The following is a 23,150-nucleotide window of genomic DNA, read 5'->3' on the forward strand; positions in this document are numbered from 1 at the left end:
GGATAACTGTTACTCAATTCCGTAAGATGCTAAAAGTGCTTTATATTCAGGGGATTCTCTGCGGCGGCGTTGTTCAGACTTTGCAATTTCTTGAATTTGCATAAAGCCATCCAAAATTTGTTCAGGACGAGGTGGGCAACCCGGCACATAAACATCAACAGGAATAATACGGTCAATACCTTGTAAAACAGAATAAGTATCAAAAATTCCACCAGAAGAGGCACATGCTCCCACTGAAAGCACCCAACGAGGTTCGGCCATTTGAAGATATACTTGTTTGAGAACAGGCCCCATTTTTTTAGAAATAGTACCCATCACCATCAAAATATCGGCCTGGCGAGCAGAAAAAGACATACGTTCTGAACCAAAACGAGAAATGTCATAGTGCGAACCTGCAGTTGCCATAAATTCAATACCGCAACATGAAGTAGCGAAAGGAAGTGGCCAAAGTGAATTTGCACGAGCAAGACCCACGAAATCATCTAATTTGCCAGCGAAGAAACCTTGTCCTTCAATTCCTTCTGGAGCATCAACTGTTTTTATTATTCTATCGCTCATTGTATCAATTTGAGAATCTGAATACTCAAGAAATCATTTATACTTTGATTGTCTATCATATTCATAAATCAGTATTTTAATATTCAACTTCTGTGATAACCTTGTTAGAGATGAAAAGTTTGTTATTTTCTCTACAAACAATTCTATTAAACGATACTATTTCTCCCAAGTTAAAACACCTTTCTTAATAACGTAGATAAAGCCTAATAACAATAAGCCCATAAATACTAACATTTCAAGAAACATTGTAATGGCTACATCTGAAGTCGATTTTACCCATCCCATAAAATTTACAGCCCAAGGATACATAAAAATAATTTCCACATCAAATAGTACGAAAAGAATGGCTACAAGGAAGTATTTAACAGAGATAGGCGTGCGGGCATCACCAACTGATTCGATACCACACTCAAACGCATCATCTTTAAGTACACTATGACGTTTAGGCCCTAGCCAGTGTGTTGCAAGCATTGTTGCAACAATAAATGCTAAAGCAGCCACTAATTGAACAAGTATTGGAAGGAAATCTGACGGTTGATAGTTCATTGTTGATTTTTGAGTTTTAGGTTTTGATTTTCAGATGGTTACATCTTCGTCTCCAAACCGATACGTTATTTGACTAGTATCTTTTCAAAATTTATCTGCAATTTACTGATAAAATTTTGTTTGCGACATTTTTTTAATGCTAAAATTAGGGGAAATGTTAAAGTGTACGGATTAAGTCTTTTTTATCATCTGTTATATAGATTGGTACTAAATAGTATGTGTCCATTTAAGCAAGCACAGATATTTATGGAATGAGTTTTAGAGGGAAAAATACTTTTGATTAAGCATTTGTACTTATTTTCAAAACCTTCAAAAATAAATATGAAAGCAAAGGTTCTACACGGTCGTTAGAGTTTTGATTGAGTTTGCTAACTTGCTGAAAAAATCATCATGGAACAAGACAAATTAAAATTTATGAAAAGAGCCATCGAACTTTCAATTCAGGGAAGTGCTGGTGGAAAAGGTGGTCCATTTGGTGCTGTTATTGTAAGGAATGGAGAAATTGTGGGTGAGGGTTTTAATCAAGTTACTTCTACCAACGACCCTACGGCTCATGCTGAAGTAGTCGCTATTAGAAATGCTTGCAAAAACCTTGATTCTTTCCAATTATCAGATTGTGAATTATATACTTCGTGCGAACCTTGTCCGATGTGTTTGGGTGCAATTTATTGGGCTCGTCCTTCAAAAGTGTATTATGCCAATACTCGTGATGATGCAGCTGAAGCGGGTTTTGATGATGCTTTTATTTATAATGAAATTCCATTGCCACTCGCTGAACGAAAAATAGAAATGATTCCTTTGGGAAGAGAAGAAGCTAAAAAAGCTTTTGATTTATGGAATGAAAAGAACGATAAAGTAGATTATTAAACAGTATCCAATTTAAAATTATATACTATTTCCAATTAATATTCATGAAAAAAACAATGACACGCTACTCTTTGAGTTTAGCATTATTTTCCTTACTCTCATCCCAAACTTTTGCTCAAAAGCAAAGTAAAGTAGAAGATTTCACCGCAGAAAACTTATTTACTAATAACATCGAAGGGCCAAATTTTGACAAAGCTGGAAATTTGTATGTCGTAAACTTTAAAGAAGATGGCACGATTGGCAAAGTAAATCCAGATGGTACTTGTGAATTATTCTTGACTTTACCCAAAGGAAGTACAGCCAATGCGATTCAATTTGATAAAGCAGGAAATATGTACTTAGCCGATTTTTCAGGGCATAATGTCTTGAAAGTTGATATGAAAACTAAAGCCGTTTCTACTTATTGTCATAACGATGCTTTTAATCAGCCGAATGATATTTGTATTACTAAAAAGGATGTAATTTTTGCTTCTGACCCAAGTTGGAAAAATTCAACGGGTAAAATTTGGCGAATAGACAAAGGCGGAAAAGAAACACTTCTGACAGACCAAATGGGAACAACCAATGGCATTTGTTTGAGTCCAGACGAAAAAACTTTATATGTAAATGAAAGTATTCAGAGAAAAGTTTGGGCTTTTGACGTTGACCTTGCTGGAAATATTTCGAAGAAAAGACTTTTCGCTTCCTTTGAAGACGGTGGCTTAGACGGCATGAAATGTGATGCAAAAGGAAATCTTTACGTTTGTCGTTGGGGATTAGGCAAAATACTTGTCTTTTCGAAAAAAGGAAAATTATTAAAAGAAGTACAATTAAAAGGTTTGCAAAGTAGTAATTTGGTTTTTAGCCCAAATGGGAAATATGCTTATGTTACTTTGCAAGATAGAAAAGGAATGGAGCGATTTAAGGTGAAATAATATTGATAGTCGCTACATTTTATTGAAAATTAACCATTCAAAATTATGCTAATTAGAATTGTAAGAATGACATTTCATGAAGAAAAAGTAGCAACTTTTTTGGCAATTTTTAATGCTTCCAAGCACAAGATTAGGCATTTTGAAGGTTGTCAGCATTTAGAACTATTACAAGATAAAAACTTTCCCAATATCTTTTCTACTTATAGTTATTGGGAAAGTGAAAATCATTTGAATACTTATCGAGATTCTGAATTATTCAAAAATGTGTGGACTTCAACGAAAGTACTATTTGTTGAAAAACCAATTGCTTTTTCTTCGGAAAGAGTAGAGTTAATTACTTAGCTTTGAGTTGAGTATTGAGCTTTGAGAATTACACAGCAAAACTTGTAGAGCTTTCTCAAAACTCAAAACTCGTCACTCAACATTCATAACTCATATTTATTCGCCTCCATTCAAAAACGTTTTTAATTCGGTTGCTTCCGAAGGTTTCATTCTTCCTGCTAAAACCAAACGTAGTTGTCGTCTGCGTAAAGCTCCTTCGTAAAGTGCTTTTTCATCATCCGTTTCAGTCAAAGAAATAGGAACATCTATTGGGCGACCGCTTTGATCAACTGCCACAAAAGTGAAAAATGCTTTGTTGGTACTTACTCTTTCTTGTGCAGGAATATTTTCTGCCCAAACATCAATCACTACTTCCATGGAAGAACTGAAAGCTCTAGTTACTTTAGCTTGAAGGGTAACTACGCTGCCCAGCGGAATAGATTCTTTAAAAGAGACATTATCGACAGAAGCAGTAACAACGATACGATTTGAATGTTTTTGTGCACAGATTGCACCGACAACATCCATCATTCGCATGAGGTTTCCGCCCATTAAATTTCCTAAAGTATTGGTATCGTTCGGAAAAATCATTTCCGTCATTGTAGTGAGAGATTCTGAAACGTATTTAGTTTTTGTCATTTTATTGAATGAAGGATTTGGGAATTTAGGATGTTGGATTTAGGATTTCAGACTTCAGCTTTCGGTCGTCGGATGTCAGCTTTCAGGTGACTGCAATTTTATATTATTTATAGATATTTTAGTTTTCTGTGTTTACATTTAAAGTCAAAATTTCGCAGTCTGATGACCAATTACTCAAATCCGAAGACCAAAAGCCGAAACCTGAAATCCGATGACTGAAAGCTGAAAACCATTTACTTTTCCGAATTATTACTTATCTCGTCAAGATTAATTGATTGGAAATGTTCGTGGGCTTTCAACACGATGGCTAATGCAACGACTGCTTCACAAACGGCAACGACAATCACAAAGAGTGCAAACATTTGTCCTTGTAAATCTGGGTCATTTTTACTGAAAGCCACTAAGTTTAGGTTTACAGCATTTAGCATCAGTTCAATTCCCATCAAAACCACAATAACGTTTCGTTTGGTAACTACCACAGCCAAACCAATGCTAAACAATAAAGCACTTGTGAGTAAATAATATGAAAGAAAACTATTATCCATTTTGAAATATTAAACTTTAGTTTTGCTACTTAAATAAGCAGCACCAATTAGTGTTGCCATCAGCAGTACGCCAGAAACCTCAAAGGGTAAGACAAAATCAGTCATTAATAAAACACCAATATTTTGAGTAGTCGAGAATGTCTCAATTGATTCAAATAAGTTTGATTGAATATTGACGAAATTAGCCTTAGCAAAAGTGAAAAAAAGTAAAGCAAATAAACCAAATGCCACAGCGAAACCAATGAGTCGATTGGTATTAGTTCCTATAATATCGTTTTTGCCATTTTCTTTGTTACCATTCTGGTTGGTAAGCATTACTCCAAAAAGAAGTAAAACCAAAATTCCACCAACATAAACAAGTAACTGAGTAATGGCGATAAAATCGGCACCAACCAATACATAAAGTGCGGCAATGCCAAAAAACGTAAGCAAAAGGCTAAAGGCAGCGTACAAAACATTATTACTCCACAAAACAACACATGCAGAGATAACAGTTAAGACGATGAAAGCTATGAAAACAAAAGGTATCAATTGTCAGTCTTGGGTTTTGGTTTGAACGAAGGTTTAAAAACTGGTTTTGGTTTTGAAACAGGAGCGATTTCCTCTGTTTTTACTTCCGTTAGCTGTGAGCTATTTTCTTTCATTCCAGAATCCTCAAGTACTTTTTCTTCTGAAAGCTCTGAGCTTTTTACTTTAAGTCCTTCATCTTCAAGTCCTGATTCCTTTTTCTTAAACGAAGGTTTAAAAACGGGTTTCGGTTTTGGTGCTGGCGTGATGTCTTCAGTTTTTACTTCTTCCGAATCTTTTACTTCTGAGCTTTCAATTTCTTCCTCTTTTTTCTTAAACGAAGGTTTGAAAACTGGTTTCGGTTTTGGAGTAGGAGCAATTTCTTCTGCTTTTACTTCTTGTATCGTTTCCTTGAGTCCAGAATCCTCTATTCCTTTATCTTCTATTCCTTCTTCTTTTTTCTTGAATGAAGGTTTGAAAACTGGCTTCGGTTTTGGTGCAGGAGTAATTTCTTCTGCTTTTACTTCTTGTATCGTTTCCTTGAGTCCAGAATCCTCTATTCCTTTATCTTCTATTCCTTCTTCTTTTTTCTTAAACGAAGGTTTGAAAACTGGCTTCGGTTTTGGTGCAGGCGTGATTTCGTCTGCTTTTATTTCAGTTAGCTGTGAGTTAGGAGCTACGAGCTGTGAGTTTTTTTCTTTTAGTCCTTCATCTTCAAGTCCAGAATCTTCAAGTCCTTCATCCTTCAGTCCTGATTCCTTTTTCTTAAATGCTGGTTTAAACGTTGGCTTTGCAACAGGCTTTTTCTCTTCTTGTCCAGCATCTTTTAGTCCTGAATCCTCCAGTCTTGTATCTTGTGTCTTTCCGTCTTCCGTCTTCTTCGTTTTCAACCCTTTCATCGCTTCTTTTTCAAGCATGAATTGGTCGTACAAATCACGTTTTTCTTGTGCTTGTTCTGGACTAAGGTTACCGAATTCAAAATTATGTTTAGTAATGTCAAAAACAGAGAAGTCATATTCCTGTGTCATGGTCAAACACTCTGTTGGGCAAACAGTAGTACATAAACCACAGAAACAGCATTTTGCCATATCAATATCAAACTTCGCCGCATACAAACGAATGGCAGAACCGTCAGAAGCGTAACCAGCAATTCCAGTAGCTTTGATGGGTTCAATTTCTATACAATCGACAGGGCAAATTTTAGCACATTTATCACAGACGATGCAATCGTCCATTTCATTGTGTAATTGATAGCGACCATTATCAGGAATTGGTAGCTTTTCATGAGGATATTGTAAAGTAACAATCCCAGTTTCTTGTTTGAAGTAGTCAGGATTATTGACAAAGATTGGTTTTCGGCTTTGGCGAGCTTCTTTCAGGTGTCTCCATGATAATGAAAGCCCTTTCAGCGAAGATTTAATACCTTCTTTGATGTTGCCGAAATATGTATTATTTGCTCCTTTTGACACAGTTTTAAATAATTTTCATTGTTAGTTCACAGAATGAAACCTAGTTTGACTAGTAAAATACCAACAATTAACCACAAAGGTACGTTCTGGAGTTTAACAAAAGAAGGAAGAATAGGCTTTTCTCATCTGTACTTTATCCAATTGATACTATTGCCTGAGGTTCTGAGAGTTATTTTTATTAGAAAGCGAAAAAAAGATGAAAATATTTAATAAAAACACAGAAAACAATGTAAAACTTTTTGCATATACCGAAACAACTCCGTAATTTTGCGTTCCCAATTTTTAACTGGATGCCCGTTCAGAAAAAAAATAAGGCAAAATCATTGAAAATCAGAGACGTTCCAACTTTGATTTACCGAAAATACTTTCACAGCAATTAATAAGAGTCCACCGTGAATATATTTTTTGTAACGCCTCTTGGCAGAGGTGCTTTCTTTGAGAAAACATTTAGGACTTTTAAAATCTTAATAAAGTGGATACTTTAAGTTATAAAACCATCTCAGCCAACAAGGCTACCACAGAAAAGGGATGGGTTATCGTTGATGCAGAGAATCAGATTGTAGGTCGTTTGACTTCTGAAATCGCAAAAATTTTACGTGGAAAGCATAAGCCTTCTTTCACTCCACATGTTGACTGTGGTGATAACGTTATCGTTATTAATGCTGATAAAATTCGTTTTACTGGCAAGAAAATGACTGATAAAGTTTACATCCGTCACACAGGGTATCCAGGTGGACAGCGTTTTGCAACGCCGAGAGAAGTGTTAGCGAAAAACCCAAGAGGAGTTGTAGAAGCTGCCGTTAAAGGTATGTTACCTAAAAACCGTTTGGGAAGCCGTTTGTTCACTAACTTGTATGTATATGCAGGTACAGAACATCCACATGCAGCTCAACAACCAACTGAAATCAAATTCTAATAATCGTTATTTGTTATTCGTTATCCGTTGTTCGTCTTTACGAATTAACATTAACAGATAACTGATAACTTCTCTATAAAAAAATGGCAGAAGTAACTAATACATTAGGAAGAAGAAAAACAGCTGTTGCCCGTCTTTATATGACTCCAGGTAACGGTACTATTCTTGTGAATGGTCGTGCTTTGAATGAGTACTTTCCATCTGAAATTTTACAAATTATCGTTAATCAACCATTTGCATTGACTAAGACTGAAGGTTCTTACGATATTAAAGCAAATCTTGATGGCGGTGGAATCAAAGGACAAGCAGAAGCTCTTCGTTTAGCAATTTCACGTGCTTTACAAGAAATCGATCCTGAGCGTCGTCCAGCTTTGAAAAAAGAAGGATTCTTAACTCGTGACCCTCGTATGGTAGAACGTAAGAAACCAGGTCGTAAGAAAGCTCGTCGTAAATTCCAGTTCTCGAAACGTTAATATTCCTTGTAATTTAGAAATCAGGCAATTTGATAATTTGAAAAGAATATTTTTAGATTATCAAATTGCTCGATTTTCAAATTATTCCTTCACTAATACTTACAGTGACCGATGTGTTAGTGATATATTTTTTCATATTTTTCATTTAAAAAATTGGTCGTTCAGTTCTTAAAAATGAAGAAAATTAAATGATTTAAAATTTTTAAATGCAAGTCATTTTCAAATTTTCAAATCCTTAAATTTTCAAATTATTAAAGCTGATGACTGTCAGAAAATGGCACAATTAGAATACAAAAACCTTTTGGATGCTGGTGTTCACTTTGGACACATGACACGTAAGTGGGATCCAAGAATGGCTCCATATATCTTTATGGAGAAGAATGGTATCCACATTCTTGATTTGAACAAAACTTTAGCTTGTTTAGACGAAGCTTGTACTGCTATCAAAGCGGTAGTTCGTTCTGGCCGTAAAGTAATGTTTGTTGCTACAAAGAAACAAGCTCAAGAGATTGTTTCTGAAGAAGCTCGTCGTTTGAAAATGCCATACGTAACTGACCGTTGGTTAGGTGGTATGCTTACAAACTTCGCAACTGTACGTAAATCAATCAAAAAAATGTCAACTATCGACAGATTATTGAAAGACGAAGTAACAGTAAAAGCTTTAGCAAAACGTGAGCGTTTGATGATGTCTCGTGATAAAGAGAAAATGGAAAGAGTATTAGGTGGTATTACTGACCTTACTCGTTTACCAGCAGCTCTTTTCGTAGTTGACGTTAAGCGTGAACACATTGCAGTAGCAGAAGCAAAAAGATTAGGTATTCCAGTTTTCGCAATGTGCGATACTAACTCGAACCCTGATTTAGTTGATTATCCAGTACCATCTAATGATGATGCTTACAAATCAATCGCTTTGATTACTCTAGCAATTGGTAAAGCTATCGAAGAAGGTTTAATGGAGCGTAAGCAAGATAAAGACGATGCTCGTTTAGCAGAGGAAGAAGAAGCGAAGCGTTTAGCTGACGAAGAAGCAGCTAAGGAAGCAGCGAAAGTTGCGGCTAAATACGAGAAAGAAGATTAATAATAAGTTGAAGATATGATAATCTGAAAAAGCATCAAAACTTATCTTTTTGTCATAACTTTATCATATAATTTATCAAAACTAAATAGCCCATAGTCTTTCTGTGGGCTATTTAAGTAAAAAGATTTTTCTACTTTTAGGAAAAATCGACTTAAAGTTTTCAAATCATAAATTTTCAAATACGAAAAACGATGGCTATTTCAGCAGCAGACGTTAATAAATTAAGACAAATGACCGGTGCGGGCATGATGGATTGTAAGAAAGCCCTTACTGAAGCAGGTGGTGATTTTGAAGCCGCTATTGATATTCTTCGTAAAGCTGGTCAAAAAGTGGCAGCTAAACGTGCAGACAACGCTACTAACGAAGGTGTAGTATTAATTGCAATCAGCGAAGATGGTACAAATGGTAAATTAGTTGCTTTAGCTTGCGAAACTGAACCAGTTTCTAAAGTAGCAGATTTCAATGAATTGGCTGCTGCTTTATTAGCTTCAGCTGTTGCTATTGACGCTGCTGATAAAGATACTTTATTAGCTTCTACTTTAGCTGACGGACGTAACGCACAAGAAGCAATGATTGAATTGACTGGTAAAATTGGTGAAAAAATCAATATCGCTGGTTACGAAAACATCACTGCTGATAAAGTTGTTTCTTATATTCACTCAAATAACAAAATCGGTGTTTTAGTAGCATTTACAAATGTTACTGGTACTGATGTAACTGAAGTTGGTAAAGATATCGCTATGCAAATCACTGCAATGAAACCAGTTGCTTTAGATAAAGATGGCGTAGATGCGGCTACTATTGAACGTGAAATTGAAATTGGTAAAGACCAAGCTCGTCAAGAAGGAAAACCAGAAGCAATGTTAGAAAAAATTGCAACAGGTAAATTGGAGAAATTCTACAAAGAAAATACTTTGTTGAATCAACAATTTGTAAAAGACAGCTCAATCAATATCAAACAATTGTTAGAGCAAACTCAAAAAGGATTAACTATCAGTACTTTCAAACGTATTGCTTTAGCTTAATAATTTTGTAGTAATATTTAAAAAGGCTTCCAGAAATGGGAGCCTTTTTTGTTTATAAACCTAAAGGTAATATTAATACTTTTTCAATGTTTTGAAGATATTTTGGGTGGCATGCGCAGGTGTTTCATTAATTTTTAAAATAAGTATCTCTACTACACAAGCAACGTTTAAGAAAGATGGGTTGTCTAAGTAATAGAAATGATCAAAATTTATTTTAAACTTAAAACCATTACCCAATGAAAAAATTATTGTTTTTAATGACAGCCTTAGTGGGTTTCATTTTCGCAAGTTGTGAAAAGCAGAATGATTTAACAGCTTCTGATGATGCTTTGGAAACCTTAGAGGTTTCAGCGGCACGTACTGCGGCAGTGACAGACACCGTAACGAAACAAAAATGCAGAGGAAAAATTACAACTGTTGACCCAGCGACTTTACCAACAGTAATCGTTACTTATATTTCGACGAACTATGCTGGTGCAACGATTAAATTTGCAGGAACGGATACTCAAGGTCAGTATGTTGTAGGAATCACTTTAAATAGCGTTGAAACAGGCTTACTGTTTGATGCTAACGGTGTTTTTGTAAAAGCACTTCAACATTATGCTAGAAAAGCTAAATTGACAGCGGTTGAAGTATCTGCTCTACCAGCATCAATTGCTACTTATGTTACTGCAACTTACGCAGGTTACACAATCAAGCGTGCAGGAACAGATGCTGATGGCAACTATTATGTAGCTATCAATGATGGAACAAACCGTAAAGTACTTTTATTTGATGCTACTGGTGCATTCAAACAGGAGTTGGAAAAACCTTTACACAAAATGAGAAAGCTTAGAAAGCAATAGTCTTTTGATAAAATCATTTTATAAACCCCATAATGTTGAATGTTTCAATGTTATGGGGTTTATGCTTTTATAAAGCTTAGCCTTTTTTAAAATATAATTCAATAAAGAGCCGTATTTTAGCATTCTTTTTAATCTAGCATGATACTCCATGAAAATTCTACATACTGCCGACTGGCATTTTGGGAAAAAACTCCATAAGTACGACCTTCACGAAGACCAGCAAATGTTTTTGGAATGGCTGATTGCCCTTATCCAAGAACGAGAAATTGATGTTTTATTGATTTCTGGGGATGTTTTCGACCTCGCCAATCCGCCTGCCGAAGCCCGAATGTTATATTATTGGTTTTTACGACAAATGATTTTGCAAAAATGTAAAATCATCATCACGGGCGGAAACCACGATTCGGTGTCGATGTTGAATGCTCCCAAAGATATTTTGTCGATGTTGGATATAATCGTTATTGGCGGAGCTACACCCAATATTGAGGACGAAATCATTGATTTAAAGGAATTAATTGTTTGTGCCGTTCCCTATTTGCGTGATGCAGATTTGCGTCAGGCAGTGGAAGGTGAAACTGCCACAGGACGGATTGAAGCCATTCGGAATGGCATTAAAAATCATTACGACCAATTAGCCAATATTTGTCAAGAACGCTTTCCGAATACGCCAGTAATTGCGATGGGGCATTTGTACGCCAATGGTTCGGTCGCTTCTGAATCTGAGCGAGAAATTCAGATTGGCAATTTGGCAGCTTTTGAAGGAAATGATTTTTCAGAAACCTTCGATTATGTGGCTTTGGGGCATATTCATCGCCCACAAAAAGTATCTGGGAAAGAAAATATTCGTTACTCTGGTTCGCCGATTGCCTTGAGTTTTAGTGAAAAAAATGATTTGAAAATTGTGATTGAATTGGAAGTTTCTGGAGGAAAAATTCAAAAAATTGAAGAAATTCCTGTACCTAAAAACAGAATATTGAAGAAAATTTCAGGCGATTTTGAGAAAGTAAAAAGCCAACTCAGTAGTTTTCAAAACGAGTTACCGCTGAAAGCTTTTTTAGAAATTGAAGTAACAGAAGAATTACACAATCCTATTTTGACCAGAGAATTGAACGATATTATTGCCGTTTTTGAAGACGAAAATGCCATCGTTTTAAAACACAGAATTTCATTTAAAAATGAAGTGAACAGTACTTCGGAACTATTTTTTGAAGGACAAAATATTGATGATATTAATGAAACTGAGATTTTGAAACGAAGATTAGAAAAAGAAAACGGACTTTCGGAAGAACATCAAGCTTTGTTGATGGAAGCTTTTGTGGAATTATTACAAAAAGTAAAAGAGGAAAACTAAGCGATGAAAATCAATAAAATATATTTAAAAAATATCAACTCTTTCAAAGGCGAGCATCGGATTGACTTTACCGAAAATCCGCTGTCGTCGGCAGGGCTTTTTGCCATTGTTGGCCCCACAGGTGCAGGGAAATCTACCCTTTTGGATGCCATTACTTTGGCATTATTCAACCGTGTGCCAAGATTTGATAAAAAGATTTCTAAAGATTTAGTGGGTTCGGGCGGTTCAATTCTTACTCGTGGCGAAAAAGAATGTGCCGTAGAAGTAGAGTATGTTTGTCGGTCGGGCGTTTTTGTGTCGAAATGGTGGATAAATGTCAACCGAAATAATAATCTGAACGATTATGGAATGGAGGTTGTCGATAAAACCAAAGAGCAAATTATCACCAATAAAAAAACAGAAGTACCCGATAAAAATCAAAGTTTGATTGGACTGAATTATGACCAATTTGTGAAATCAATTTTGCTGTCGCAAGGGGAGTTTTCTAAATTTTTAAAATCTGGGAAAGATGAGCGAGGTAAACTTTTGGAAGACATTACGGGAATGCAAATTTATCGTTTGCTTGGCAAAAAAGCCTTTGAAATGAACAATGAAAAAGGCGGAGAATTAAAGCTTAAAAGGAATCAAATCAAAAGTGTTTCGGAGAAATTAGTTGCTCAAGAAATTGCAGAAATTTGGGAGAAAGATTTAGCCGAAAAAGAGATTGCGATTGCCAAAGCCAATGAAAATTCAGAAAAAACTTCGGAAAGTATTCGGCTAAAAAATACGTTAAAAGTTATTGGAGACGAAATTCTTCAAAAGGAAAAGGACTACACGAATACCGCTACTATTTGGCAAGTATTTGAACAAGAAAAATTACCGATACTTCAACAACATGAATTAGTTGAACCTTACAGAGAACGTATTTTACAAGTAAAAAATGATATAAGAGAACTTAGAAATCTTCAAAACCGACAATTAGTTCAAAATCAAGATTTAGTTCAAAATCAGCAAGATTTTAATCAAAACCTCAATGTTATTTCAGATTTTACAGGTGAAAAAGTTAATGCGGAAAATGCCACAGAAGTATTACAAGAATTCCGTAGGAAAGTAACAGAATTGCAGCGTGAACTCAGTGAGCAAGAAGGAACACTGAAAGCCAAGCAACAACAAATTAGTGAATCTCTTTCGTTTTTGAGAATTCCAGAATTGAATGCTTTATCGGTCAATCAATTGGCTGATAAATCTTTAGCTTTAATTGAATCGGTTGCTAAAGAACAGAAAGTACAAATGGAAAAGTGGTATGAAATTGCTGAGATTTCATCTCCAGAAGAAGTAGAAGAAAAAGGACAAAAATTAGCATTTGAGTTAAAATTATATCATCATCTCAATCAATTAATTGGTGATTATAGTAATTTAAAAACACTTTTTAGTGAAGCTGAAAATGAGGAGAAAACACAGCTTGATTTTCAAAATATAAATACTTTAGTTCTTGAAAAAAAACAAATTTTATATACTGAGCTTGTTCAGAAAATAGAGGCTTTAGAAGTAGAAAAAGAGCGTTTAGGAAAATCCTACAATTTTGAAAAAGACCGAGCCAAACTTTTGAAAAAAGATGAAGCTTGTCCGCTTTGTGGTTCTTTGGAACATCCATTTTTAAGTCATTATGCCAATAACTATGTGGAAATTGACCAAGATTTGAAAGCTCAAAAAGCCGAAGAAAAAGTATTGAACAATGAAGTTAATACTTTAAAAACACAAATAGCCTCTGCACATCAATTGGAGTTAAAAGAACAAAGGAGAAGAAACGAACTTCAACAAAAATTGGAAGTAAAACATGTAGAAATTACAGAAGTAAAACAGAATTTACAATTAGAAAAAGTAGGCAACAGAGCGTGGGTTCAAGAACAAATTAAGTTGAAAGAACAGCAAACCGAAGCCTTGAATTTGTTGGTTAAATCTGTAAAAGTATTGGCAGATTTAAAATTGCTTTACCGTATTGTTAAAGAAACGAAGGGTCTTCAGGAACAAAAAAATGTACTGATTGATACGATTAAAGGTTTGTACACAGGTAAACATATCAATAATGATTGTGATAAACTACAACAAAAATTCTCGGAATTACAGACAAAAATCACTGCTAATTTACAGCAAATTCAGCAACTTGATGCTGAAATCAAAGAGAAGAATGAAGCAGTTAAAATATTAGAAAACGATTTGTTGACGGCTTTAAATGGATTAGGTTTTTCGAATTTTGAAGAGGCTCAGCAGCACTTACTTTCTGTAGAACAAAGTAAAAATTTAAGAGATGAACAGGAAATGCTCAGAACTAGAATAACTGTTTTACAAAGTGAATTAAAGAGTAAAAAAGCAGAATTTGAACAAAAGCAGGAAGAAGATAATCCTTCAATAAGTCTGGAAGAACTTCTTTCAGTAAATCAACTTTTGCAAGAACAGCGAAAAGCTGTCACTGATGAAGTGATGGATTTGAAAGTAAAAATTCAAGTTCAGAATGACCACCGTCAGGAAATTTCAGCTTTAGAGCAAGAAATATCCTTCTTAGAAAAATCTAATTTGAAATGGGAATTATTAAACCGCTATATAGGAGACGCAGAAGGAAAAAAATTTAGTACATTTGCACAAGGGCTTACTCTGGGAAGACTAATTGCTTTGTCAAATCGACGTCTGGCTGAGCTTTCAGATCGTTATTTATTAGATAAACCCGCTGAAAATGAGGATGATGAGTTGATGATAATTGACCAGTATATGGGTAACGAGCGTCGTTCGGTAAAAACACTTTCGGGCGGTGAAACGTTTATGGTGAGTTTGTCGCTGGCATTGGCTTTATCAGATTTGGCTTCAAAGAATGTAAAATTAGAAAGTTTGTTTATCGACGAAGGTTTTGGAACACTCGACCCCGAAACACTTGATTTGGCTTTGGGCACTTTAGAAAAGCTACAACAAGAAGGACAAAAAAACATCGGTATTATTTCGCACGTGGAATCCATCAAAGAAAGAATTTCAACCCAAATTCGTTTGGAAAGAAATAATAGAGGCTTTAGCAAGATTGATATTGTAGGTTAAAAATGTATTTTATTTCAATATCTTTTCTTAATTAACTAATTGAAAAGAAGGAACAAGTCTTTCTTTTCATTATAAAAATTACATAATGAAAGAAATATTATTCATCGCTCCAAGTGTTCCAGCTAATATTTATCAAATAATCCTAAAAGGTTTTATTGAACATAAAAATGAGGTAAATACTTCATTTTTATCAAGTGTAACGCCGAGCTATAAGTATAAGAATAAGCGAGATAGAGTTTGTAATTTTTTGTCAAAAGTATTTTTAAATAGGAATATTAAAGAGAAGTATCATCAAAAAATATTACAAAAAAGATTTGATACACTTAAAGATAGTTATGATTTGATATTTGTAATTCATCCAGATTTATTAAGTAATCAACAGATAGAAATTTTACGAGGTAAAACCAAAAAATTGCTTGCTTATTATTGGGATTCGATTTCTTTCTTCCCAAGAAAAAAAGAAATCATTCCTTATTTCGACAAAATCTACTCTTTTGACCTTGAAGATTGTAAAACCTATCAATTAGAATTACTCAGCAATTTTTATTTTTTTGAACCCGAGCCAGTGGCGATTGATAAAACGGTATTTTGTATTTCACACCTTGAAAAGAAGCGTTTTGAAATGTTTAATCTTATGGGAAAATACTTGGAAGAAAAACAGATTACTTATCGTTTTCTGACAAGGCAATCTAAAGAAAAGCTAAAAAGTCCTTATATTGAGTACTTGAGAGAGTCGATTCCGTATCCTGAAATGCTAAAATTATTGAACCATTATGAGGTAATTTTGGATATTGCCAAACCGCAACAACATGGGCTTTCTTTTAGAATTTTTGAAAGTTTGGGCATGAATAAGAAAATTATTACCAATAATCAGTCGGTGAAAGCTTACGATTTTTATCATCCGAACAATATTTTGGTCATAGATTTTAATGATTTAAATATTCCAGAAGCATTTTTCAAATTACCTTATCAGCCCATTGACGAAGCCATCAAAAAGCAATATCATTTAAAAACCTTTGTTAAAAAAGTATTGAGCAATCTCAACTAACTATGAATATTTTATACTTGGTCTTCGGAGAAGAACAGCGAAACCATACACAAGCGTACTTTTCTATTTGTTCATTTCTTGGACAAATGAATGAATCAGACAGAATTTATATCCTGACTGATGCCCCAAAGTATTATCAGCGTGTGGCAGAACGAGTAAATATTGTGGAAGTAAGCAAAGGACTTCTGGAAGAATGGGAGGGTGTGCATCGGTTTTTCTGGCGAGTAAAAATCAAAGCGATTGAATATATTTGTACCATTCATCCCAACGAAGATGTAATGTATTTGGATACTGATACTTTTTTGTATGCTGATATTCACAAACTAAAAGCGGATTTAAAACAGCCCTTGATGCACCTCAACGAAGGAAAACTTTCTTTGCTAAGAAGTAAAACCGAAAGAATGATGTGGAAACAGGTAGGGAAAAAATCATTCGGTGGCGTAGTAATTCAGCCAGACCATTGTATGTGGAATGCTGGGGTTGTAGCTTTGCCAGCTTTAAAAAGTATGAATATCGTAAAAATGGCTTTGGCAATTTGCGATAATATGCTTTTGGCAAAAGTAAGCAGACGTTTGATAGAGCAATTTGCCCTGTCGGTAGCCATGTCTGAATTTGGAATTGTAAAACCAGCGAGTGAAAATATTGGGCATTATTGGGCAAATAAATCAGAATGGAATGAAGTAATTCAACGCTTTTTGGCTGATTCTTTTTTGGGTTTACGAACTTTAGAACAAGACATTGCCATTGTAAAACAATGGGATTTTGGAAAAACGCCCGTGCAGAAAAGAGTACCGAATACCCAAACCCGCCTTAAAAAATTAATAGAAAATTTGTTTCCTGCCGAGAATATTCAGCACGTGAAAACTCGATAATAATTGTACATGAATATACTTATTCAACATAATGCCTTATTGCCTGTTAGTCAGTATGGAGGAACAGAACGGGTGGTTTGGTGGTTGGGTAAACAATTACATCAACTGGGGCATCAGGTTACTTTTTTGGTGAAAGAAGGTTCTACTTGTCCTTTTGCAAAAGTATTACCCTACAACGAACAAAAAAGTATAGATGAGCAAGTGCCAGATGATATCGACCTTGTTCACCTCAATTCTACTTATGAAGCTACGCAAAAACCACAAGTAGTAACCGTTCATGGCAATCCGCATGAATCTGAAAAGTTAGCCATTAATTCCGTTTTTGTTTCCCAAAATCATGCTGAACGTTATGGAGCGAAAGCCTTCGTTCATAATGGTTTAGATTTTGATGACTACGGAAAACCCGATTTGAATCTTCCTCGAAAACATTTACACTTTTTAGCAAAAGCTGCTTGGCGAGTAAAAAATGTAAAAGGAGCGATTGAAATTTCGAGGAGAAGTCATCATAAATTAATTGTTATGGGCGGTACTCGTTTGAATCTAACAATGGGTTTTCGTTTTACCCCCGATTTACACGTAAAATTTTACGGAATGGTCGGTGGAGAACAGAAATTATCTTTATTAAATCAATCCAAGGCCTTATTATTTCCAGTACTCTGGCACGAGCCTTTCGGAATAGCCATTACCGAAAGTTTGTACATGGGAGCTGCCGTTTTCGGTACGCCTTATGGTTCTTTGCCCGAATTAGTGACGGATGAAGTAGGTTTTTTATCTAATCATAAATCAGAATTGGTGGAACAACTTTTGAATGTTGACCATTTTTCGCCCAAACGTTGTCACGAATATGCTCAAGATATATTTTCAGCCAGAGCGATGGCTGAAAAATATATTGGCTATTACGAAAACGTTTTATCAGGCAAAACCCTCAATTCTCAACCGCCAAAAGCTTTAGAAAATTATCCAAAGTTTTTGCCTTTTTCAGAATAAAGCATGAAAATATCTGGATTTACTTTTGTTAGAAATGCCATTAAATTTGATTATCCAATTGTCGAAGCCATTACTTCAATTTTACCAATTTGTGATGAAGTAGTAGTAGCTGTTGGAAATTCAGAAGACGAAACGTTGGCTTTAATTCAAAGTATTGATTCTTCGAAAATAAAAATTATCGAAACCGTTTGGGACGATTCGCTTCGCAAAGGCGGACAAGTACTTGCCGTAGAAACAGACAAAGCTTTAGCCGCCGTTTCGCCAGATGCAGATTGGTGTTTTTATATTCAGGGAGATGAAGTTGTGCATGAAAAGTACTTACCCGTTATTAAACAAGCCATGCAGGATAATTTACATAAATCTCAAGTAGAAGGTTTACTGTTTAATTATACGCATTTTTATGGTTCGTATCGCTACGTAGGCAACGCTCATCGTTGGTATCGAAGAGAAATCAGAGTAATTAGAAATACAGGAAAAGTAAGTTCGTACAAAGACGCACAAGGTTTCAGAACGGTTGATAATCAGAAATTGAAAGTAAAATTAATTGATGCCTATATTTATCATTATGGCTGGGTAAAACCTCCTGAAATTCAGCGTGAAAAAATGAAAAGTTCGATAAATTTTTGGGGAGATGAACATGATGTTGATAAAATACAGGAAATTTATGAAGCATTTGATTACTCAGAAATAGATTCACTTACGCTTTTTCATGGAACACATCCTGGGGTTATGCAAGCCAGAATCGACAGTGTAAATTGGACGTTTGATTATGACATCAGAGAGAAAAAACTCAGTTTCAAGAACCAAGTAAAAATGGGAATTGAAAAGCTAATAGGCTATAGAATTGGCGAGTATAGGAATTATAAGATAGTTTAATATTCCAAAAAAAAAGCCTGAAACTTGCATTTCAGACCCATGATAGATTAGAGGGAATATTTTTTCATGATGAAACATAATTCAAAAAAGAAATTATGTAGCTAGAGTCTGATTAAAAATAGGGTACACTTTATGTACTAGGTGTTTTGGGATGTTAAAAAGTGTAGGATGAAATAATGCTGCCAAAATTTCGATACCATTTACTAAGGTCGATGCACTTGGTTGTGTGAACAAATCATAATCAAGCACAAAAACAGCTTTATTTTGAACTGCCCTTAGATTTCCCCAACCGTTTTTTATAGTTAATAGATGTAATTCCTCTATACTTCTTTGGGTTTCAAAACCACAAGGAGCTATCACGAGTACTTCGGGGTCATACTTTACTATTTTGTCCCATTGCGTCACGATGCTGTCGCCCGAAGGATTACTCAGCATATCAATGCCACCAGCGTAGGCAATTTGATGAGGAATCCAGTGTCCGCAATTATAAATGGGTTCAATCCATTCTAACAACAATACTCTTTTAGGCAAAGCTCTGTGTTCACGAAGTTTGTCGATGACGCTGTCAATTCTTTGTTGAAGTTTTGCTAAATGTTGATAAGCCGCTTCTTCTCTGCCCAAAGCCTTTGCAATTGTAATCACAGAATCAAAAACATCCTCCAGGCTTTGTGGCGTAATCGTTAGAATCTGAGGCGTTTTTTCTAAATTATCAATAACCGCTTGTGTACATTTTGTATCAATTTGGCATACTTCACAAACGTCTTGCGTAATAACAATATCAGGTGCAATGGCTTGCAATTTGTCCTCTTCTACATAATACAAACTTTTTCCTTGGGCTTTGGAAGCCGAGAAAATTTTGTCGATTTCTTCACTTGAATACTCTTTTCCTTCCAGCACGCAACGGACTAAAATTTCATTTTCAGTTCTTGATGTTGGCGGACATTCAAAGGTTACGCCATAGAGTAAGTCTTGCAAACCCATGTCGTAAATCATTTGCGTTGCGGCAGGAAGAAAAGAGACAGCTTTCATAATGAGTGATTTGTGATTGGTAATTGAGTGATTAGATTAGGGATAATTTTCAACCGAAATCCAAAATCCCACCTCCAAAATCGTTTATACTTTTGCCAAGCTTGGAAAACGTACTTGCAATAATTCAAAACTGCCGAACATTAGGGCAGAATATGCCAAAGTACCTACCAAGAAGTTTTTCATATATGGAAAACCTTGTACAAAACATTGTTGTAAACCAGCCCAATCACGACTCAAGGGTAAATTCGTTCTTAAATCCGTTCCACCGCCAATCCAAACGGTTAAGTCAGCCAAAAGCCAATGTGAAACCGAAGCAATTACTGCCGCTAAAACGATATTTTGAACATTGATTTTTTGAAGAATTAATTTGCCAAACAAAACGATGATGGCGAAAATACCATAAATCCAATACCAACCTTCGTACATCATTCCGTACTTTCCTTGAAAAATCACTTTGTTGATAATGACATCGCTGACCAAAATTGTAAGTAAAGGAAAAGCAAAAGCCTTCCAACGGTTACTAAAATACGCTCCGCCAAAAAGTGCCATCGCACCAAGCGGCGTATAATTTGCCACAGGCGTAAGTTGTGCGGCATTGGCAATTCTTAACAAAGCAATCGCTAAAATGAAGCAAAGCAAAGTCAGAAAACGAGGGTTGATAGTTTGTATCATTGATTGTTCTTTGTTTTATCAAGATTATTTGAAAGAGAATAAGCTATCAGAAAGAATCCTTAGAAACTCATACTTAAACCTGCCATAAAGTTGAATTTACGACTGTTATACCCGTAAACATCAAAATACAATTCGTTAGTAATGTTTTTTAGGTCGATATAAGCCTTGAAGTTTTTTGTGAATTTATAATCTGCATAAGCATCAATGGTTGTGTAAGGAGTTAGCGTAACGATGCCTGTTCCATATACCGATTCTAAGCGTTTACCTACGCTATGTACATTGGTACTTACATACAATTTTGAAGAAATTGTATAACCAATACCAAAATTTATCACACTTTCTGGACGACGGAACAAGTTGTTGTAAGTTGTATCTTTCTTTTCAATTCGTGTAGTAATTGCACCTTGAAGTAGTGTAACATTTGCCCACAAGTTTACTTTGTTCAATTGAACTTTTCCTTCTACTTCCCAACCGTAGTCGTGTTGTTTATCGAAGTTGATGTATCTACCGTAAGGGTCTTTAGATAATGATTGAAAGTAAATTACATCTCTTAAATTTCTATCAAAATACACTACACGAATGTTTGAACTTTTATCCTTTGAAAATATTTGGATACCTGCTTCTGTAGAAACAGATTTTTCAGGATTCAATGTTTTGTTACCGTATGGTGAATACAATTGGTACAATGTTGGAGCTTTGAAACCAGAAGATAGATTGACGAATACTTTAAACTGGTCATCAATCAGATACGAAGGATTGAATGAATACGTAAAATTGTCTCCGTATAATGAGTGATTGTTATAACGTGCACCAAGTTCTAAAAAGAAATTAACCTTAGTTTTAATCAAACCAGAAGCATATACACTAAAAATAGAAGTATGTGCGGTGTCAGTCCCAATTGGTGGTGAAGAGTATTTGCCATAAGCACTATATGATTCGTAGGTTTGTGAGGTATTGGCAAAACGGAAATCACTTCCTACCAATAAATTGATATTAGGGTGAATCTGCAAACTTTCGTATAATTCAGCATAGTGAGTATCTCCGCCATAAAACTGGGTGACATATTTGTTAAATGCTCCTTTTTCAATAGATGTAGAATCATCTACAAATCTGCGTTCACTTTTGCTATAACCGTAGTTAAAGGTTAGTTTTCCTTTTTTTTGAACATAATTTAAACCAACAGCATACAGCGAAAATTTTTGATTAATAGTAAAATCTTTTTCGTCTTTAAATGCTCCTGCATCAACATCTGTCTTATATCCATTAATTACGGCACGTAATTTTAATTGTAGGTTTTTAGAGATATTATAGCCGATATTAGCTAAAATATTGTTCTGACGAATGCCATCATTATCAAAATTTTGATTTCCTAATTGGTCATTAGCTGCTGAAAAACCTCTTGAAGATAAACGAGTATATTGTACATTATAATACCCTTTTTCAAAAGCACCATTAAGACCCAAAGTAGCTCGTAAGGTATTATAAGTTCCTGCATTTACTGAAGCGTTTCCACCAATAGTCTTATCTGTTTTACCTTTCTTGGTAAAGATATTAATAACGCCTGCTACTGCATCTGAACCATAAATAGTAGATTGAGCTCCCTTTAAAATCTCAATACGGTCACATTCTGCTACCGTAATCATATTTAAATCAAAATTCGAAGAAATTCCAGATGGGTCATAAACAGGCATTCCATCAATTAGAATTAGGGTATTCCCTGTACTTGCACCTCTAAGATATACGTCTTGATTGGTACCATAGGTATTTTGAGATCCCACTACCATAAAACCGGCTTGACGAGTTAGTAATTCGCCTAGGGTTTGTGACTGATATTTTTGCAAAATAGAATCCGATAAAATGGTTACTACTTTACCAGTTTGTGATTGTTTCTGGTCAGTTTTATTTGCTGTAACAATTACCTCATCAAGGTTTTTATTATCAACAGTCACGTTGCTTTTTTGTGCTAATGAAGTTTGTGCAAGGCACATTCCCACAATAATAATTGATTTTTGTAATGTATTAAACATTTTGATTGGTAACCCAAGAGCGTAATAATCACGTTATACTTTCATTTATTGAAAGGACAAGATGTGTTAACGAAAGTGAAATTCGTAGGAATTTACGTACAATTGAGTTAAATTAAAGTAAAGAAAATCGAACGCTCAATGATGCTCATCCTCCGTAAGCAAGCAATAAGAATGATTTAATGGCAGGTCTCCTGACTTGTTTCGTCATTACCTAAACCTTCCCAGTTTTGTGAGTTATTAGTGATTGGTGATTAGTGATTGGAAGTCAGATGCCTCCTATTTATCACTAATAACTATTCACCAATAACTAATCACTTAAAAAAACCAGTGGCTATTGAAGAGCGGCAATGATGTTATTGAAACTTACAGTTGCGGGGACAGTTCGGGTATTTCACCTGATTCCCTATTAAGCTTTAAACTTGTAGCGACACAAGTCTATTGCACCATAAACTGTTGCAAAGGTAGTAGAATTTTTATTTTATTTAGAAGAAAGATTTTTAATTGCTTGATTTACAGGATTTG

Annotated in this window: 23 protein-coding genes and 1 riboswitch; of the genes, 14 read left to right on the forward strand and 9 right to left on the reverse strand. The window is 35.0% G+C overall.

Features of this window, described 5'->3' with window-relative positions:
* Positions 1–9: 9 nt before the first annotated feature.
* Together HNP25_RS02360 and HNP25_RS02365 are read right to left on the reverse strand one after the other, a co-directional pair.
* Positions 10–558, reverse strand: coding sequence for an NADH-quinone oxidoreductase subunit B (locus tag HNP25_RS02360; protein WP_184129652.1), 549 nt, complete (start codon positions 556–558; stop codon positions 10–12).
* A gap of 156 nt (positions 559–714) precedes the next feature.
* Positions 715–1,104 carry an NADH-quinone oxidoreductase subunit A gene (locus HNP25_RS02365; RefSeq protein ID WP_184129654.1) on the reverse strand — a complete coding sequence of 130 codons (390 nt, stop codon included), beginning with the start codon at positions 1,102–1,104 and terminating at the stop codon, positions 715–717.
* 390 nt (positions 1,105–1,494) lie between these two features.
* On the opposite strand from HNP25_RS02365, the gene HNP25_RS02370 reads away from it, so the two are divergent.
* Genes HNP25_RS02370 through HNP25_RS02380 form a run of 3 tightly spaced genes read left to right on the forward strand, consistent with a single transcriptional unit; the run spans position 1,495 to position 3,227 of the window.
* Positions 1,495–1,971, forward strand: a complete 477-nt coding sequence (locus HNP25_RS02370) for a nucleoside deaminase (RefSeq protein ID WP_184129657.1) — start codon at positions 1,495–1,497, stop codon at positions 1,969–1,971.
* 44 nt (positions 1,972–2,015) lie between these two features.
* A complete protein-coding gene (locus tag HNP25_RS02375; protein ID WP_184129660.1) occupies positions 2,016–2,885 on the forward strand; it encodes an SMP-30/gluconolactonase/LRE family protein in 870 nt (289 codons plus the stop codon).
* A gap of 45 nt (positions 2,886–2,930) precedes the next feature.
* Entirely contained in the window at positions 2,931–3,227 is a 297-nt protein-coding gene (locus HNP25_RS02380; protein ID WP_184129663.1) for a putative quinol monooxygenase, read from the forward strand.
* 96 nt (positions 3,228–3,323) lie between these two features.
* Here the strand turns inward: HNP25_RS02380 and HNP25_RS02385 are convergent, their stop codons facing one another.
* The 4 genes from HNP25_RS02385 to HNP25_RS02400 form a co-directional block, all read right to left on the reverse strand.
* Positions 3,324–3,845: an acyl-CoA thioesterase gene (locus HNP25_RS02385; protein WP_184129666.1), complete on the reverse strand. Its 522-nt coding sequence runs from the start codon at positions 3,843–3,845 to the stop codon at positions 3,324–3,326.
* A 233-nt stretch (positions 3,846–4,078) separates the two neighbouring features.
* Positions 4,079–4,390, reverse strand: coding sequence for an NADH-quinone oxidoreductase subunit NuoK (gene nuoK, locus HNP25_RS02390; protein ID WP_184129668.1), 312 nt, complete (start codon positions 4,388–4,390; stop codon positions 4,079–4,081).
* Between the two features lie 9 nt (positions 4,391–4,399).
* Positions 4,400–4,921, reverse strand: coding sequence for an NADH-quinone oxidoreductase subunit J family protein (locus HNP25_RS02395; protein WP_184129671.1), 522 nt, complete (start codon positions 4,919–4,921; stop codon positions 4,400–4,402).
* Positions 4,918–6,366, reverse strand: a complete 1,449-nt coding sequence (locus HNP25_RS02400; protein WP_310587150.1) for a 4Fe-4S binding protein — start codon at positions 6,364–6,366, stop codon at positions 4,918–4,920. Before HNP25_RS02400 ends, HNP25_RS02395 begins: the two co-directional genes overlap by 4 nt.
* A 472-nt stretch (positions 6,367–6,838) precedes the next feature.
* Between HNP25_RS02400 and rplM the strand changes: the two genes are divergently transcribed.
* The 11 genes from rplM to HNP25_RS02455 all read left to right on the forward strand — a co-directional run bounded on the left by rplM (position 6,839) and on the right by HNP25_RS02455 (position 18,900).
* Positions 6,839–7,282 carry a 50S ribosomal protein L13 gene (gene rplM / locus HNP25_RS02405; protein WP_184129674.1) on the forward strand — a complete coding sequence of 148 codons (444 nt, stop codon included), beginning with the start codon at positions 6,839–6,841 and terminating at the stop codon, positions 7,280–7,282.
* 83 nt (positions 7,283–7,365) lie between these two features.
* Positions 7,366–7,755 (forward strand): 30S ribosomal protein S9, encoded by a 390-nt coding sequence (gene rpsI, locus HNP25_RS02410; RefSeq protein WP_184129677.1) that lies wholly within the window; start codon positions 7,366–7,368, stop codon positions 7,753–7,755.
* 274 nt (positions 7,756–8,029) lie between these two features.
* Positions 8,030–8,833 (forward strand): 30S ribosomal protein S2, encoded by an 804-nt coding sequence (gene rpsB, locus HNP25_RS02415; RefSeq protein ID WP_184129680.1) that lies wholly within the window; start codon positions 8,030–8,032, stop codon positions 8,831–8,833.
* Between the two features lie 191 nt (positions 8,834–9,024).
* Positions 9,025–9,858, forward strand: a complete 834-nt coding sequence (gene tsf / locus HNP25_RS02420) for a translation elongation factor Ts (protein WP_184129683.1) — start codon at positions 9,025–9,027, stop codon at positions 9,856–9,858.
* A 236-nt stretch (positions 9,859–10,094) separates the two neighbouring features.
* Positions 10,095–10,703 (forward strand): PepSY-like domain-containing protein, encoded by a 609-nt coding sequence (locus HNP25_RS02425; protein WP_184129686.1) that lies wholly within the window; start codon positions 10,095–10,097, stop codon positions 10,701–10,703.
* Positions 10,704–10,851: 148 nt separating this feature from the next.
* Complete coding sequence (locus HNP25_RS02430) at positions 10,852–12,054, forward strand: exonuclease SbcCD subunit D C-terminal domain-containing protein (RefSeq protein WP_184129690.1); 1,203 nt, start codon at positions 10,852–10,854, stop codon at positions 12,052–12,054.
* A 3-nt stretch (positions 12,055–12,057) separates the two neighbouring features.
* Positions 12,058–15,117: an AAA family ATPase gene (locus tag HNP25_RS02435; protein ID WP_184129693.1), complete on the forward strand. Its 3,060-nt coding sequence runs from the start codon at positions 12,058–12,060 to the stop codon at positions 15,115–15,117.
* Positions 15,118–15,202: 85 nt separating this feature from the next.
* Positions 15,203–16,165 carry a WaaS/CpsH family glycosyltransferase gene (locus HNP25_RS02440; protein WP_184129696.1) on the forward strand — a complete coding sequence of 321 codons (963 nt, stop codon included), beginning with the start codon at positions 15,203–15,205 and terminating at the stop codon, positions 16,163–16,165.
* 2 nt (positions 16,166–16,167) lie between these two features.
* Positions 16,168–17,037, forward strand: coding sequence for a hypothetical protein (locus tag HNP25_RS02445; RefSeq protein WP_184129698.1), 870 nt, complete (start codon positions 16,168–16,170; stop codon positions 17,035–17,037).
* A 9-nt stretch (positions 17,038–17,046) separates the two neighbouring features.
* Positions 17,047–18,024, forward strand: a complete 978-nt coding sequence (locus tag HNP25_RS02450; RefSeq protein ID WP_184129701.1) for a glycosyltransferase — start codon at positions 17,047–17,049, stop codon at positions 18,022–18,024.
* A gap of 3 nt (positions 18,025–18,027) precedes the next feature.
* Complete coding sequence (locus tag HNP25_RS02455; protein ID WP_184129705.1) at positions 18,028–18,900, forward strand: glycosyltransferase family protein; 873 nt, start codon at positions 18,028–18,030, stop codon at positions 18,898–18,900.
* Positions 18,901–18,993: 93 nt separating this feature from the next.
* On the opposite strand, the gene HNP25_RS02460 is transcribed toward HNP25_RS02455, so the two are convergent.
* From HNP25_RS02460 to HNP25_RS02470, 3 genes are all read right to left on the reverse strand, one after another.
* Positions 18,994–19,929, reverse strand: a complete 936-nt coding sequence (locus tag HNP25_RS02460; protein WP_184129708.1) for an ABC transporter substrate-binding protein — start codon at positions 19,927–19,929, stop codon at positions 18,994–18,996.
* A gap of 84 nt (positions 19,930–20,013) precedes the next feature.
* Complete coding sequence (locus HNP25_RS02465; protein ID WP_184129710.1) at positions 20,014–20,601, reverse strand: DUF6580 family putative transport protein; 588 nt, start codon at positions 20,599–20,601, stop codon at positions 20,014–20,016.
* A gap of 59 nt (positions 20,602–20,660) precedes the next feature.
* The gene (locus HNP25_RS02470) at positions 20,661–22,628 is read right to left on the reverse strand and encodes a TonB-dependent receptor plug domain-containing protein (protein ID WP_184129713.1); all 1,968 of its coding nucleotides are present in this window, start codon (positions 22,626–22,628) and stop codon (positions 20,661–20,663) included.
* Positions 22,629–22,792: 164 nt separating this feature from the next.
* A riboswitch (cobalamin riboswitch) is annotated at positions 22,793–23,091 on the reverse strand.
* Positions 23,092–23,150: the final 59 nt, after the last annotated feature.

This window comes from Arcicella rosea (assembly GCF_014204325.1).
GTDB classification, from domain to species: Bacteria; Bacteroidota; Bacteroidia; order Cytophagales; family Spirosomataceae; genus Arcicella; species Arcicella rosea_A.